Origin of the sequence: Noviherbaspirillum suwonense (assembly GCF_900182955.1) — a bacterium.
In the GTDB taxonomy this organism is placed as follows: Bacteria; Pseudomonadota; Gammaproteobacteria; order Burkholderiales; family Burkholderiaceae_D; genus Noviherbaspirillum_A; species Noviherbaspirillum_A suwonense.
Genome location: NZ_FXUL01000008.1, coordinates 73,481 through 88,657, shown reverse-complemented (window position 1 = coordinate 88,657; position 15,177 = coordinate 73,481). Strand labels below are relative to the sequence as shown.

Below are 15,177 nucleotides of genomic sequence, written 5' to 3'. Positions count from 1 at the left end.
CGGGTGACTGCATGGCCGACGCTTCCACCGCCGCACAGCATGCAGGCAACGCACCGGCGGCCCCGGCGGCACCAGCGGCACCGGCGGCGCAGGCGCGCGGGCTGTCCATCGTCCTAGAGCCGATCGCGCATCCCGAGCTGGGCGAGATCGTCATCGTCGATGCGCTGTTCGCGGTGGGGCGCAACGAGGCGCCGTTCGCCGAATATCCACCGGCGCTGTCGGGCGAGCTGTCGCGGCGGCATGCCCGGCTCTTCCTCGAAGGCGGCGGCGCCTATATCGCCGACCTGGGCAGCAAGAACGGCACGTCCGTCAACGGCGTCGACATCCGCCAGAAGACCTGCGAACTGAAGGAAGGCGACATCGTCGCGCTGGGGCCCGCGCTGAGCTACCGGGTGCGGCTGCGCCGCAGCGCGCAGGCGGCGCAGGGCGCGTCGCTGGCCAGCCTGACGCTGACGCCGGAAAGCAGCGAGGGCGGGCTGCGGCCCATCGTCATCACCGCGTTTCCCTTCCTGGTCGGCAAGGCGGAGAGCGCGTTCGCGCAATACCGCGAGCTGCATCCGCGCCAGGTCGACTACCTGTCGCGGCGGCATGCGCATATCTTCCTCAAGGGCGATGCGCCCTATGTCGAGGACCTGGGCAGCACCAACGGCACGCTGGTCAACGGCAAGCGGCTCGACGAGCAGGCGCGCCGGCTGGAAGACGGCGACACGGTGGCATTCGGCGGGCTGTACTTCGTCTATGTCGCCAGCCTGCAGCGGGCCGCCGCGCCGGCGCCCGCTCCGGCGCCGCCGGCCGACCCGACCCTGACCGTGCTGGCGCGCGCGCCGGCCGATGCGGCTGCTTTGCCTGCTTCGGCTGCTTCGCCTAGTTCGGCCGCTTCGCCTTCGGCCACTGCCGCGCCGCCGCCAGCAGTCGATGCGGACCGCACCACCTTCGTCGCCGCCGCCGAATCCTTCCTCAACATCTTCTGCGCGCCGCCCGCCGCGGCCGTGGCCGACGACAGCGGCGCCGACGCCGCCGCGCCGGGGCCGGCGGCCGCCGCGAAGTCGGGCGACGCCCGCCGCAGCCGCAGCCGCGCGGCGCTGTTCCTGTCGGGCATGGCCGGCGCGCTGCGCGACGACCAGCCGAAAAAGCCCGGCCGCCTGCTGGCCGCCGGCGCGCTGGCCGTGGCGCTGGCGGTGGCTGCGTTCGCGCTGATGCTGTCGCGCGGCGGCGGCGAGACGGAGATACGCGCGCTGCTGGCGGACGGCAAACCGGCGCAGGCGGCGTCGATGGCGGCCCAGTACCTGGAGGCGCATCCCGAGAGCGAGCCGGTCCGCACCCTGCAGACCGAGGCCGCGCTGAAGGCCCGCCTGCCGGGCTGGCTGGCGCAGCTGAAGGCGCGGGACTTCGCCGGCGCGGAGGCGACGCTGGCCGCGTTGCCCGCCGCGCCCGCCAATGCCGACCTTGCCGCGCTGGCGGGCGAGCTCGGCTGGGTCGGCCGGGTCGAAAAGTTCATGGCGCCGCGGGCCGCCGCCGATACGCCGATCAAGCTGTATGCCGACGAGGACGAGATGCATGCGCTGCTGAACTGGTGGAACACCGACACCAGCGCGCACCAGCGCATGCTCGCGCGCATCGCCTCCCTGGTTCCCGACTTCCGCGATACCTATGCCGGCACGCTGAGCCACCTGCGGCGGCTGCAGGGCGACGATGCCGTCTACCTGGCCGCCATCGAACGCCTGAAGGCAGCCATTGCCGCCGAACTGAAAGCCGGCCGGCTCGACGCCATCGAGCCGCTGCTGGCGGAGAACGTGGAAAAGTATCCGCGGCTGGCCGGGCTGGAGCCGCTGCGGCGCGACCTTGCGCTGTACCGCGAGATCGACGGCGCGGCGCGCAGGCGGCAGCTGGGGCCGCTGGCCGCGCTGCTTGCGCAAGCGCGCTTCGCGACGCCGCCGTTCCAGGCCGCCTACACCGCGCTCGCCGGCAGCGGCGCGCTGCCGCCTCCCGCGCTGCTGGAGAAATATGCGCCGGTGGCCGCCGCCTGGCAGGCCGGCCAGGCGCCGCAGGCGCTGGCGCGGCTGCAGCCGCTGGCGGCCTCCGGCCCGTGGTCGGCGGAAGCGGCGGCGGAGCTAGCGCGCAAGAAGGCGGTGGCGGACACGTTCGCGTCGCTGCAGAAGTCGCGCGCCGCGCCCGGTCAGAACGAGCGGCTGCTGGCGTTCTACGGCACGCTCGACCCGCTCGACGACGCCTGGTTCATCCGCGCCGCCGAGGGCGACCTGAAGCTGGACCGCGCCGCCGCGCAGAAGGAGGCGCGCGAACAGATCGACCGCGCGGAAAGCCTCTGGCGGCAGTACCGCGACGGCGGCGGCATCGAAAGCCGGCAGCGGCTCGAGACCGTGGTGTCGGAACGTTTTCGCGGCCAGGCGCGGCTGCTGGCCGGCGCGCAGCAGGCGGTGCGCCAGGGCATGAAGATGGCGGCGCAGCTGCGCACCGACGTGCCGCCGAAGTGGGCCGCGCTGCAGCAGGAAATCCAGGCGGAGGCCGGCCTGCAGCGCCGCCTGCTGCAGGAGTCGCGCGGCGCGATCGACCCGGCGCTGGCCAGGACCAAGCAGGCACTGCTGGGAGGAACCGACGATGGCAACGCAGCAAGGACAGAAACGGCTCGCTGAAGCGCTGGAAGACCATAGCGCGGAGGGCATCGCGGTGCTGACCGCCGAGCCGTGGCGCTTCACGCGCCTGACGCTCTACACCATCCTGGCGCTGGTGCTTTCGGGCCTGCTGTGGTCCTTCTTCGGGCATGCCGACGTGATCGTCAGCACGCAGGGCGCGCTGGTGCCGGAGTCCGAGGTGCGCCGCATGTACACGCCGGTCGATGGCGAGCTGGCCAATCTCTATATCGCCGAGGGGCAGCCGGTGTCGAACGGCGACGTGGTGGCGCGCATCAATGCGCGCGGCGCGATCGAGGCGGCCACCAGCGCGCTGGACGCGCAGCTGAAGCTGGAAGCGGCCGAGCGCGAATGGCGCGAATTCCCCGAACGCAAGGCGCTGCTGGAGCGGCGCGCGGCGACGCTGAAGCAGCAGATGGAGCTGGAGGAGCACCAGCATGAGCAGCGGGTCGCGGAAGGCACCGGCAGGCTGGGCGAAAGCCAGCGGGCGCAGCTGCAGGAAGCCCGGACGAATATCGAGGACGCCCGCCGCGCCCGCGACGCCGCCCGCGACGAAGCCGAGAAGTTCGGCCGGCTGCTGGCGATGCCGGGCGGCGGCGGCGTGTCGCAGCTGCAGGTCGAGTCGAAGAGGAATGCGCTGCAGGCCGCCGAGAATGCGCTGCGGGTCGCGCAGTCGAGGCTGAACGAACTGACCGCGCGCCAGGGCATCGAGCTGAACCAGGCGCGCACGCAGCTGGAGACCAGCGGCCAGGAACTGGGCAAGCTGCGCATCCAGTACGAAGCCGCCGCGCGCGAGGTCGCCAACACCGAGGACAAGCTGAGGCTGCAGGTGCAGACCGCGCGGCTGGTGGCCGAGGCGGCGGCCCGCATCAAGTTCGAGAACATCGACAAGGACAATTTCCTGCTGATCGTCGCGCCGGTGGACGGCGTCATCACCGACGTCACCTCGACCCAGCCCGGCGACAAGCTGCAGGCCAACACGCCTCTGGGCGGCATTGCGCCCAAAGGCGCGCGGCCGGTGCTGAAGGCCGAGATCGCCGAGAGCGACCGCGGCTTCCTGCGCGAGGGGCTGGCGGTGAAGCTGAAGTTCAACGCCTTTCCGTACCAGCGCTACGGGCTGATCGACGGCACGCTGGAGTTCATCTCGCCGGCGGCGCGGCCGTCTGCCCAGACCAAGCAGCTGATCTACGAGGGGCGGATCCGGCTCGACCGCGATTATTACGAGGTGGCCGGCCGCAGGTATCCGCTGCACTACGGGATGATGGCGACCGCCGAGATCGTCGTGCGGGAGCGCCGGCTGATCGACCTGGCGATCGACCCGTTCCGGCAGGTGGGCGGATGACCGCGCCGTCTTGGCCTGCGGAAGTATTTTTGCTGATTTGCAGCACTTTTCTGCGCCTCCTGGGTCTCTAGGCTTCACGGCAGGCAAGCCCCGACGCAAGGGGACAAAAACAGACGGAGGCAGCATGGACAAATCGGCGCAGCAATTCGAGCCCGCGCAGATACTCGGCGGGCTGTACGGCGACGGCATCATCGGGCTCAAGGGCGCATTCGACCGCGACTGGGTCCAGCGCATGCGGGAGGACATCGACACCCTGTTCGATGAAGCCTGGCAGCGCCCCGGCGGCGCGCTGAACCGCGGCCCGAACCGGTTCTACGTGGAAGTCCACCCGGAGCGCATCCGCGGCTTCGCCGACCTGGCCACGCATCCGTGGGTGGTCGCGGTCTGCAGCGCGGTGCTGGGGCCGGACTATCGCATCGTCGAGGCCGGCTTCGACGTTCCCGGCCCCGGCGCGGCCAACCAGCCCTGGCACCGCGACTTCGCGACGCCGGAAGCGACGTCGATCGGCCGCCGGCTCAACTCGCTGGCCTTCAACATGACCACCGTCGACGTGACCGAGGACATGGGTCCGCTGGAAATCGCGCCGGGCACCCAGTGGGACGACCTCAGCGGCCGCTGCGACCCTAGCGGCATGTTTCCCGACAAGTCCCTGTACCCGCGCTACGAGGCGCTGGCGCAGCGCAAGCTGCCTGTCATGGGCGATATCTCGGCCCGGTCGGCGCTGACCATCCATCGCGGCACGGCCAACCGTTCGACCCTGTCGCGGCCGGTATTCGTGCTCGGCGTCGACGCGCCCGACGCCGGCAATGCTGCCCGCCATGACCTGCAGGTGACCCGCGCCTACTGGGAAACCCTGCCGCCCCAGGCCCGCGAGCACATGACCTGCCGCGTGGTCGATGCGCTGGAGCCTATCGTCCAGCTGCATACGATAGAAGGATTGAAGATGGGGGTTTGAGCGGCGCGGCGCGGGTGGATTGCGCCGGCTTGCATCGTCCGGCTGGCCGAGCGCTTGGTGGCCGGGGAGCCGAAGTTACCCTGTGGTCGCCGCGCGTTCCCGGAACCACTGCGCAGTCGCCTCGTCCGCCGGAAAGAAAGACTCGACACGCAGCTCGTGCACGGTCACGTCGCGCGGCGTTCCCAGCGTGGCGATAGTCGTGAACAGTCTCAATTCGACGCCATCCTTGCGCAATGTGACCGGCAGGAAGGGCAGCACGTGGCGCTCCACGGCCGCCTGCTCGTCGCGGGTGTCGTCCCGCGTCAATGGCAGCAGTTCGGCCAGCAGCCTGGTCGCCGGGCTGGCCGGCCCGTCGCTCATGGCTTCGCGCTGTATCCAGTGCAGCATGTCGGCGCCGACCTCGCGCCAGTTGACCAGATGCGGGCGCAGGCCGGACGGCTCGAGCATCAGGCGGATCACATTGACCGCGCCGTCGCCGGGCAGCGAATGCCCGGCCGGCAGGTCCAGCAGCCAGCCGATCAGCGACGCGGCCGGGCCGTTGCTCATGTGCAGGTTCCAGAGCCGGTCGACCACCAGCGCCGGGTAGGGCGCTTGCTGCGCCAGCATCAGTTCCAGCGCCTGGCGCACCGTGTCGAGTTCCGGGTCCGACAGCCGGCGCTCCTGGTAGGCAGGGGCGAAGCCGGCTGCCAGCAGCATGACGTTACGTTGGCGCAAGGGAATCTCCAGCAGCACGCCGAGCCTGAGGATGAGTTCGCGGCTGGGCCGGGAACGCCCGCTTTCGAGGAAGCTGATATGCCGCTGCGAGACCACGCCCAGGCTGGACAGCTCCAGCTGGCTGTAGCCGCGCTTGCGCCGCCAGTAGCGCAGCGCAGCGGAAAAATCACTGAAATACTGCTCCCGCGACAGGCTCGCCGCGCTGCTGGCCACTTGCATGCAATGTTCCCTTCCCCAGGCTGGTCGCGTGGCTCGGCACTCAGGCCGGCTGCGCCTGCGCAGTGTCGAGGAAACCGGCAACGTTGTCAAAACGCCCATCGGACGTCGTCGCCACGTCGGTGCCATATGCCACCGGCTCCTGCCCGGGAATGCCCAGCGCCCACGAGAACCGGACGACCTGCTTGTACCCGTCCGGCGTGCCGCGCAGCGTGAAGCGGTGTCCCGGAAAGTGCGACTGCGCCGCGGCGATCATCGCGGCGATGCCGTCATGGCCGTGGCCCTCCATCAGCGGGTCCTGGTAGCTGGCCGCCGGCGAAAAGGTTTGCTCGACCAGTTGCCGGCGCCGCGCGTCGTCGGTCTCGTTCCACGCGGCCAGGTATTGATTTGCGAATTCTGCAGCGGATTTCATCATGTTCTCCATCTGGTTGACGTCGGATTGACGGAACCATTCTGGCGATGGTGCGGACGCGTGGCGATTACCTGGCGGGTAATCCGGATGGATAGTCGGGACGGATGGTCGAGGCGGATGGTCGAGGCGGATAGTCGGGACGGCTAATCGGGACGGCTAGTCGGGGGAGGGAATTTACGCCGAATAATTGGAAACGAGGGAAGGAACGCAGGGGGAAACAACGAGAGATGTCAGGACGCAGCCGCGAAATAGGCGGGAAGCAGTTCAAAGACGCCTGGGGTAGGGCGGGGCAAGCTGGGGGCGAGCAGGAAGGGAAATAAAATAGAAAGAGAAAAGGGGAGGAAGGATGACAGGAGATGGCGGCGCGTGCAGCAATCGGCATGTCAGCACTTGACGCTGCCATGCGCATGCAAGCCGGCAGCAGGCGAAGCTGCCTGCATCCGTCGCATCCACCGGAACCGCCGCATCCGCCGCATCCGCCGCATCCGCCGGAACCGCCGCATCCGCCGGAACCGCCGCATCCGCCGGAACCGCCGGAACCGCTTGCCGCCCGTCAGAACGGCCGGCTGGCGCGCATCCATAACGTGGGCGCCTTGCTTGCGCCGGGCGGCACCGAAAGCGGTTCGCCACCGACGGTGCGCCATGCAAGCGAGGCGCGCAGGTCGGTCCCGGCGATGACCGCGTTGAAGCCCAGGCCCGCGCCGGCCAGCGTCCGACGGTTAGGCGCGCTGAGGTCGTAAGCGGTGTGGTTGAGCTTGACCGAGCCGGCGTCGTAGAACACCGTGCCCTGCAGCGCGTCGGTGAAGTTGTGCCGCAGTTCGACGGTGGCCAGGTAGCCGTCGTCGCCGATGCCCTCGCCCTGCGGATAGGCACGGACCCCGCTGGCGCCGCCAAGCAGGAATTTTTCCGACGAATCCAGGTTCTTCTGCGCCCACTGGGCCGAAACGGCGAGCCACAACTGGTCCTGTTCGGTCAGCCGCTGCAGCCGGTTGCCCGCGAAGTAGATCTTGCGATAGGAACCGCTGGTGCGCACCGTCGCGTCGTCGAACGCCAGCGCGGACGGCGACTCGATCTCCAGCCGGCCGAAGCTGGCCGAAAGCTCGGCGCTGCTGGCCGCGCCGCCGCCGAGCGCATCCTGGAAATTGCCGGCGAGGCCGAGGTTGAGCACGCGCACCCGTTTCTCGTTGATGGTCTCGGTCGCGCCGATGCGGTCGGTCAGGCGCTTGCTCTCCAGGCCCAGCGAGCCGCTGAGCAATGCGCGCTGGCGGCGGATGAACGGATAGGCCAGCGTCAGGCCGAAGCTGTTGGCCCGGCCATGCGCGTCCAGCGCGGCGAATTCGCGGGCTAGCTGGTAGGTGGTCGACGAAACGGCCACCGCCGCGCGCATGCCGTCGCTGCCCACCGGCAGCGAATAGGCCACGCGGCCATATCCCAGCTTGTGATTGCTTAGCAGCCCGGACGCGGTCAGCTGGTCGCCGATGCCGCTCAGGTTGTTCAGCGCGACCGACCCGGACATCCTGGCGGCGCCGGTGTAGCGGTTCCCGTGGTTGTCGAGCGCCACGTAGCCGGCATAGCGCGGCCCCGGGTCGATTTCCAGCAGCAGGTCGGACGCGCCGACCGCCGCGCCGGGCTGCAGCGTCGCCCGCACCGCGCCGACGCCCGGCACGTCGTTGAGCAGCAGCAGGCCGCGGTCGACCTGGTCGGAACGTATCACCGCACCCGCGGCGGCTTCCTTGAAAAAGGCAATTGCCCGATCGTCGGACAGGCTCGATGCATTGCGCAGCTCGACCTTGCCGATATTGCCCTCCAGGATGCTGATCGACACCTTGCCGCCCTTGATGTCCTGCGCCGGCAGATACGCCCGCGCCACCGGGTAGCCGCGTTCCCGGTACAGCGCGGTAAGGCGCGCCGCGGCGTTCTTCAGGTCGCTCAGGCCGAGCCGCTGGCCCAGCTGGTCGGTCAGCCGTTCCTGCAATTCGTCGCTGGAAATCACGGTGTTGCCACTGATGACGAATTCCGTGATGACGATCTTTATCTCGTTCACCGGCACTTCCACCGCGCTGTCCGGCGGCGTGGCGGCTGGCTGCGGCAGCATGCCGGGCGCGGCCGGCTGCTGGAGTTCACGCAGTATCTGGCCGGCGTTCGGAATGACTTGCGCGTGGACTGCCAGCGAATGGCCGATGAGCAAGGCAAGGGCGGCAACCAGGCGGGGACGAGCGCCGCGCATCCGGCGGGAAGACGAGTTTTTTATCATGGTGTCTGGGCAGGGTGGAACAGCAGGGACAGCGACTGGGGTTCCGGCGCAATGGGGGCGAATGGGGCGAATAAAGCGGATGGGGCAGATCGGGCGGCAGCGAAAGCGTGGAACCCGCGGAGGAGGGCCGGGCATGGAAGAGGGGTGAGGCGGGTTCGCGGACTGGGAATTGCATCGTGGGGGATGGCGCTGAGCCGCTTTGAATGGAACGAAGTGTTAAGTAGAAAAAGCATCGAGCAAGTTCCAGTTAGACAAGTGTTCGCTTCCGATTCACACCCTGCTGCGGATCCGACCCCGTCCGCGGACCGGGCCAGGCTCGCCGCCGACTTTATTCGGATGGCTGCTCATCGGACTGGCAGCCGCCAGTCAGCATGTTTTCCGGCATCCGGAGGCCGCAGTCGGTAACGCGCAACGGGTCGGCGCGGCCGGCATGCACCGCGGGCAGCGGCATCGTCCGATGTATTTCGGCGGCGGCGAGGCTGGCGTTCGACAGTGCAGTGGGCAGCGACGGCGCTGAAGGCGCCGGGGGTGTCACGGGTACCGGCGGCGCAGGCTGCAGGGTCAGCATGCCGTCCACAAATGTCAGCGCATAGTTAACGCTGCTCAGCCCGCCCGGGGTGATGCGGTAGCTGCCTTGCCGGACCGCGCCCTGGGCAGTTCCGCCGTACTGCAATCGCCCGCCCAGCACTGCGGCGGTTTCGCCGGGCAGGAAGCCGGCGTAGCTGACGCCGTTGCCGCCCTGGTAGGGCGGGCCGCCGGCATTCCGGACGTCCGGGTTCGCGCTGATCACGAGCCCGAGCGGCGATATGCTCGCGCTGGCCGTTGCGCTTGCGTTCGCCTGGTAATTCCCGGCGTCGGCGCCGTCGAGGGCGATGCCCGAGACAGTGACGGTCTTCAGGCGACCGGCATTCTTGTCGACGAAGCCCGCGCTCGCGAAGGTGGGGTTGACCGCATCGCCGGCCAGCCGGTTGTCCGCAAGCGCGGCGGACGCCCGGGTCGTGCCGTCGTAGGCCTTGTCGGCGGCCGTCGCCGTGATGGCAAGCGCTCGGCGCGCGATGCCGGCCGTGGCCTGCAAGGTCTGCGCCGCGTAGCGATAGTTGGCCGCATCGGCGCCAGTCACCGCGATGCCGGACACGGTTACCTTTTTCCCTTCACCGGCATTCTTGTCGCTGAAGCGCGCCACCTGATCGATGACCAGCGCATCGCCGGCGATGCGGTTGTCCTTCACAACCGCGACTGCGGAAGCAGTGCCGTCGTAGACCTTGTCGGCGGCTGTTGCGCTCAGCTCGAGCAGGCGCGGCCTGATGCCGGCCGTCGTCGTGCCGGGCTGGATATACGTGTAATTGCCGGCATCCGCGCCGCCGAGCTGCAGGCCCGTCACCCTGACCGTTTTCCCGACGCCGGCATTCCTGTCGTCGAAGCGCGCGGTCGCCTTGATGGACAGGTCGTCCGTGCGGATCTGGTTGCCCGAAACCGACGCGGCCGCGGTCGTCGTGCCGTCGTAGTCCTTGTCCGCCGCGCTGAACGTCAATGCCAGTCCGCGCGGCGTGATGTTGCCCTTTGCGTCCACCGCCGACCGGTAGCGGTAATTAGCGGCATCTTTGCCGGCGAGCCTGATGCCGCCGACAGACACGTTCTTTCCATTCCCGACATTCTTGTTGTCGAAGTCGGCCGAGGTGTGGTCGATGGTGAAATTGTCATCGGCTACCCGGTTGTCCGTAAAAGTGGCTGTCGCGGTCGTCGTGCCGTCATAGACCTTCGTCCCGATCGACGCGCCGATGTCGAGCGGCTTCGGCGTGATGACCAGTTCGCCGTTGCTGATGTCGTATCCCTGCTGGTCGGATACGGGCCGGTAGGTGCCGGCATCGCGCCCGGAGGCAGCCGTGCCGCTGCGGCCGGCTTCGGTGGGGACGTCGGGGTTCTTCTGGACCTTCCCCGAATATTCGACGGTGCTTGCCGGGGCCAGCGCGAGCGGCGCAAGGAAGCTGCGCAGCAGCGGCATGCCGTCGCCTTCGTAGATGCGCCAGACCTTGCCTGCGCCACCCGTGGCGGCGAGGTTCCAGTTGCTGAATGTCGCGGCCTGGCGCATCTGCGCGCCGGTCCTGCCTTCGCCGACGCCCGGCGCCTTCTGGTCGGTGCCGCCGTCGGCAATGCTGTCGCTATTCCAATAACTGTCGGATACCGTGCCGGCAGTGGCGGTCCCGACCAGGCCATGGGTCGTGGCGGCGTCCGCGCCTGTGACCGCGCCGGTAGCATAGGAATTTTGCAGGGTCGAACCGGATGCCGACGCGCCGACCAGGCCGCCGACCGATGACTGCCCGTTTACGCTCCCCTGCGCATAACTGTCGCGGATGCCGCCGGTGTTTGCTCCGACCAGTCCACCGATGATTTCGGTGCCGGCCACGGCCGCACGTGAATACACGTTGGCCAGGCTGCCTGCGTTGATGCCGACAAGTCCACCGGCCTGGCGCCGCCCGCTGATTTTTCCTGTCACATAGACGTTGCGGATCGTCCCCGCGCTGTTCCCGGCCACGGCGCCGACAGCGTCGCCGCCGCTAATCGATACGTTTGTCATGCCCAGGTTGCGGACCGCCGCGCCCGCGCCAAGGCTGGTGAACAGCCCCTGCGTTGAATTCGACGGCCGGTTGATCGTGAGGTCGGTGATCTTGTGTCCCAATCCGTCGAATACGCCATTCAACTGTCCGAGCGGCCTGAAACCGGCGTTTCCGTCCCAGCCTTTCGTCGCGCTGGCATCGATATCCGTGCCAAGCACGTAATAGCCCGTGGCGGTCGTGGGAAGTGCGCCCTGCAGGTTGCCGGGAGACGGGCTGCTGGCATCCGGGCCCAGGCTGGAGATGATGTCGTAGTGCCGGAGGTTGGCGCGATTGCTGCCTTTCTGCGTCATGAAGAAGCCGTTGGCGTCATCGATGGAGGGATACAGGTCGACCTTGGCGCCATTGTTCAGGTTATAGTCCGCGCCGCCGCCTTCGGCGCTGGCCTGGCCATAATTGAGAATTAGCTTATTTCCTTTCATCGACGCGTTCAGGTTGATGTTCTGGTCCGCCTGCAAGACCAGGCGGTTGCCAAACCAGGCGACTTCGCCATTCACATTGAGGTCACCCGGGCTGGCGCGGGCGGTGTCGGCTGTCGAAATGACAGACACGTTGCCGGTGCCCAGCGCTGCGGCCAGTGCCGGGGCGGAGATCGACGAGCCGGTTCCCTCCGGGAGCGCCGCTTGAGGCGCGATGATGTCGACGTCGTTCGCGTCAATCGCCAGCGCGCCGGGCTGGCCGCCTGCAGCCATGCTGATACGCGCGCTGTCGGCGATGTTGACCCGAGCCCCGCTGATCGAGATGGCTCCGCCATCTCCGCCGCCCGGGGCGGAGGCGTCGAGCGTTCCGGTCAACAGCACGTCGCCCACGATCCGGTCGCCGACCAGCCTGATGCTGCCCGCGCTGCCTTCGAGCGTCTGCGCCTCGATTACGCCGAGCTGGTTGACGGCGGCCTTGCTGAGGGCGTCTTCCGCCCTGCTTTCCAGCACCACCCGTCCGCCGCTGGCGCTGATGAAGCCCCGCGGCGTGTTCTCGATCAGCGCCGCCGCGGTGCCGACGTCCACGCTGTAGCCAAGCAGGCTGCCGCCATCGATACGCAGCGTGACCTTGTTGCCGGACGCGAGCAGCACATCGCCCTTGCGGGCCGAGATGAAAGCGTCGTTCGTCACTCTCTCGGCAACAAGGGCCACGTAGCCGCCGTCGCTGGCCTTGAGCATGCCCTGGTTGACGATCTTGCCGGAGCTTGGTGGCTGCAGCATGTTTATGCCGCCCAGGAAAGCGGTGTTGTCGATGTCGAGCGTCGAGGCGAGCAGGCCGCGCACATTGACCTGCGCGCCGGCACCGAAAAAGATGCCGTTCGGGTTGAGGATGAATACCTGGCCATTGGCGGTGAGGCTGCCCAGCAACTGGCTGGGGCTGGCGCCGGTGATGCGGTTCAGCGCAATCGCCGCCGCGTTGGGCTGCTGGAATACGATGGATTCGCCAGCCGTCGAAGAAAAGCCGTTCCAGTCGATGATCATGCGGGCGGGCTGCTGGGCGGTGGTCTGGGTGATGATGGTGGTGTTGCCCTGCTGGGCGATGCTGCCTGTGCCAGCCTTGATGACGCCGCCATCCGGCGCGGCGCGCGCCGGCAGCGGCGAAAGCAGTGATCCGGCGGCAATGGTCAGGAATATCAGCGCATATGCGGCGTGGCGGCTGCGGCTGCTGCGACCGCTGGCGATTCGGCCTCCGTGGCGGTGGATCCGGTTCATGCGTTGATGGCCTTTCCTGGAAAAAATGGAAATCGGCGGTATCTGTGGCTGCTGCCAACCCGCCAGTTACGGCATGACAAAACCTGCAAGTCGAATGGGCTAACTAAGTAAATGAAACCTAATAATGGTTCCAGGCCGACCAAAATACTTGGCCCCGCAGTCCTTTTATCGATTGTCCGGAACTGGAAGCCGGATCCTTTACTGCCAGCCGAGACTCGGTGTGAACCACAGCCGGGCCGCCGGCCATGCAGCGCTCCGTCCCTGACCGGCCTAACGCGGGAGATAGGCCATGAAATTGCCTCTGATCAACGAATTCTCGCCGGGCATTTTTGCTACCCTTGCCGGAATTCACGTACGGATACCGAATGCCCCGTCTCCAATTCCTCCCGTCACGCCTCTCTGAGAGCAGCCCGATGTCCCTGGCCCGCTCGCTGACCCTGCTGATCATCCTGGTCTGCGTCGCACTGGTCGTTTCAACCGCGCTGCTTGGGTGGAGCGCGCGCCGCCAGTGGCTGGAAAACGACCGGAAGGCGATGGAAAACCTGGCGTATTCGCTGGCCCAGCAGGCCGATGCGACCTTCAGCCAGACCGACACCGTGGTGCTGGACATCGTGGAGCGCATCGAAGACGCATGGCCGGTGGTTGTTGCGCCCAGCCGTTTGCGTGGCGTTCTGCTCCAGAAAGTGGCGCAGCAAAAACAGCTGGACAGCCTGCTGGTGTTCGATGCCCATGGGAGCGAAGTGGCCAACTCGTCGGCGCCGGGCCGCCTCGATCCGGCATCGCGGAGCGCCTTCCTCTATCACAGGGACCGGGCCGGCCGGGTTGCGCATGTCGGTCCACCCGAGCAGAGCCGGGCAGCGGGGGACTGGGTCATCCCGCTTTCGCGCCGTATTCAAACAGCCGACGGCCGTTTCGGCGGCGTGGTGGTGGCGAACATCAGGATCACCCATTTCAGTCTCTACCATCAACAATTCAGCGTGGGCGAGCGCGGCCTGATCGGCATGAACCTGATGTCCGGCGAACTGGTGGCGCGCCGCCCGGACGTCTCGCGGCTGATCGGCAGCAGCCTTGCCGAGACCGAGTTGTTCCGCACCTATCTGGCACGATTTTCCAATGGCACGGTCACGGAGGTGTCGCCCCTCGATGGCATCGAGCGTCAGTACGCGTATCGGCGGCTGGCGGGCTATCCGCTGGTGGTGCTCGCCGCGGTTCCGGTAACGGACTCCCTGGCCGGATGGCGGATGCGGATGATGGTCCAGGCCGGGTTCGTGTTCGGGCTGATCTGCCTGGTCGCGTTGGGCGGCGCGACGCTGGTGCGCCAGGTGCGCGCGCAGACGAGGGCGAAAAAGCAGCTGAAGGAGTCGTATGCGAAGGTGAAGAACCTGGAGCTTGCGCTCGACGAGCATGCGATCCTGGCGATCACCGACACGGATCACAAGATCGTCTATGTCAATGACCGCTTCTGCAGCATATCCCGCTACAGCCGCGCCGAACTGCTTGGACAGGACGCGGGCATCGTGGCGTCGGGCTTCCATTCGCCGGACTTCATGCAGAACATCCGCGACACGATCGCCGCCGGCCAGGTCTGGCGCGGCGACACCTGCAACCGGGCAAAGGGCGGCAGCCTGTACTGGACCAGTTCCACCGTGGTGCCTTTCCTCGACGCCGACGGCAGGCCGTACCAGTATGTCGCGATACGCACCGACATTACCGTCCAGAAGGAAGCCGAACAACATTTGCGGAATGCGAAGACCGTACTCCAGGAAAGCAACGCGCAACTGCTCGCGCTCAGCGGCCAGGATGCACTGACCGGCGTCGCGAACCGTCGCCGTTTCGACCAGGCGCTGGCGCAGGAAAGCGCGCGGCTGGTACGCGGCGGCATGGCGCTTTCACTGCTGATGATCGATGTCGATTACTTCAAGAGCTACAACGACCGTTATGGCCATCCCGCCGGAGACGAATGCCTGCGCCAGGTTGCGCGCCTGCTGCAGCGCCATGCCAAACGTCCGGGCGACCTGGTGGCGCGCTATGGCGGCGAGGAATTCGCGATCCTGCTCGGGAATACCGGTTATGCCGGCGCACGGATGCTGGCCGAGGAAGTGCGCGCGGCGCTGGTCGCCACTGCGCTGCCGCACCAGGGCAATCCGGCCGGGGTGGTAACCGTCAGCATCGGCCTGCATGCGATGGACGCGGACGACAGGCAGCCGGTCGGCGCCAGTTTGGTCGGGCGTGCCGACCAGGCCCTGTACGCCGCCAAGGCGGGCGGGCGCAACATGGTTTGCGACGCGCAGGAAATCGACCTGGCCGTCAGCGCCTGAACGCTGGCCGTGGGT

Annotated in this window: 8 protein-coding genes; 4 read left to right on the top strand and 4 right to left on the bottom strand. The window is 67.8% G+C overall.

The window, feature by feature from the left end; translation table 11 throughout:
- Positions 1-11 precede the first annotated feature (11 nt).
- The 3 genes from QOL82_RS12390 to QOL82_RS12380 all read left to right on the top strand — a co-directional run bounded on the left by QOL82_RS12390 (position 12) and on the right by QOL82_RS12380 (position 4,945).
- The gene (locus QOL82_RS12390) at positions 12-2,651 is read left to right on the top strand and encodes an FHA domain-containing protein (protein WP_283442583.1); all 2,640 of its coding nucleotides are present in this window, start codon (positions 12-14) and stop codon (positions 2,649-2,651) included.
- The gene (locus tag QOL82_RS12385) at positions 2,617-3,990 is read left to right on the top strand and encodes a beta-barrel domain-containing protein (RefSeq protein WP_283442582.1); all 1,374 of its coding nucleotides are present in this window, start codon (positions 2,617-2,619) and stop codon (positions 3,988-3,990) included. The genes QOL82_RS12390 and QOL82_RS12385 overlap by 35 nt, the downstream gene beginning before the upstream one ends.
- A 124-nt stretch (positions 3,991-4,114) precedes the next feature.
- The gene (locus QOL82_RS12380) at positions 4,115-4,945 is read left to right on the top strand and encodes a phytanoyl-CoA dioxygenase family protein (protein ID WP_283442581.1); all 831 of its coding nucleotides are present in this window, start codon (positions 4,115-4,117) and stop codon (positions 4,943-4,945) included.
- 75 nt (positions 4,946-5,020) lie between these two features.
- Here the strand turns inward: QOL82_RS12380 and QOL82_RS12375 are convergent, their stop codons facing one another.
- The 4 genes from QOL82_RS12375 to QOL82_RS12360 all read right to left on the bottom strand — a co-directional run bounded on the left by QOL82_RS12375 (position 5,021) and on the right by QOL82_RS12360 (position 12,844).
- On the bottom strand, positions 5,021-5,878 hold the full coding sequence (locus tag QOL82_RS12375) for a helix-turn-helix domain-containing protein (RefSeq protein WP_283442580.1): 858 nt from the start codon (positions 5,876-5,878) through the stop codon (positions 5,021-5,023).
- Positions 5,879-5,918: 40 nt separating this feature from the next.
- On the bottom strand, positions 5,919-6,287 hold the full coding sequence (locus QOL82_RS12370) for a nuclear transport factor 2 family protein (protein ID WP_283442579.1): 369 nt from the start codon (positions 6,285-6,287) through the stop codon (positions 5,919-5,921).
- Positions 6,288-6,840: 553 nt separating this feature from the next.
- The gene (locus tag QOL82_RS12365; RefSeq protein WP_283442578.1) at positions 6,841-8,541 is read right to left on the bottom strand and encodes a ShlB/FhaC/HecB family hemolysin secretion/activation protein; all 1,701 of its coding nucleotides are present in this window, start codon (positions 8,539-8,541) and stop codon (positions 6,841-6,843) included.
- 328 nt (positions 8,542-8,869) lie between these two features.
- On the bottom strand, positions 8,870-12,844 hold the full coding sequence (locus QOL82_RS12360) for a YDG domain-containing protein (protein WP_283442577.1): 3,975 nt from the start codon (positions 12,842-12,844) through the stop codon (positions 8,870-8,872).
- Between the two features lie 365 nt (positions 12,845-13,209).
- Here QOL82_RS12360 and QOL82_RS12355 point away from each other — a divergent pair, with 365 nt between their 5' ends.
- Positions 13,210-15,162 carry a diguanylate cyclase gene (locus QOL82_RS12355; RefSeq protein WP_283442576.1) on the top strand — a complete coding sequence of 651 codons (1,953 nt, stop codon included), beginning with the start codon at positions 13,210-13,212 and terminating at the stop codon, positions 15,160-15,162.
- The last annotated feature ends 15 nt before the right edge of the window (positions 15,163-15,177 follow it).

What these genes read in the sequence shown, in the direction of transcription:
- QOL82_RS12390 (WP_283442583.1), top strand. Translation starts at nt 12, where the DNA reads ATGGCCGACGCTTCCACCGCCGCACAGCATGCAGGCAACGCACCGGCG.
- QOL82_RS12385 (WP_283442582.1), top strand. Translation starts at nt 2,617, where the DNA reads ATGGCAACGCAGCAAGGACAGAAACGGCTCGCTGAAGCGCTGGAAGAC.
- QOL82_RS12380 (WP_283442581.1), top strand. Translation starts at nt 4,115, where the DNA reads ATGGACAAATCGGCGCAGCAATTCGAGCCCGCGCAGATACTCGGCGGG.
- QOL82_RS12375 (WP_283442580.1), bottom strand. Translation starts at nt 5,878, where the DNA reads ATGCAAGTGGCCAGCAGCGCGGCGAGCCTGTCGCGGGAGCAGTATTTC.
- QOL82_RS12370 (WP_283442579.1), bottom strand. Translation starts at nt 6,287, where the DNA reads ATGAAATCCGCTGCAGAATTCGCAAATCAATACCTGGCCGCGTGGAAC.
- QOL82_RS12365 (WP_283442578.1), bottom strand. Translation starts at nt 8,541, where the DNA reads ATGATAAAAAACTCGTCTTCCCGCCGGATGCGCGGCGCTCGTCCCCGC.
- QOL82_RS12360 (WP_283442577.1), bottom strand. Translation starts at nt 12,844, where the DNA reads ATGAACCGGATCCACCGCCACGGAGGCCGAATCGCCAGCGGTCGCAGC.
- QOL82_RS12355 (WP_283442576.1), top strand. Translation starts at nt 13,210, where the DNA reads ATGCCCCGTCTCCAATTCCTCCCGTCACGCCTCTCTGAGAGCAGCCCG.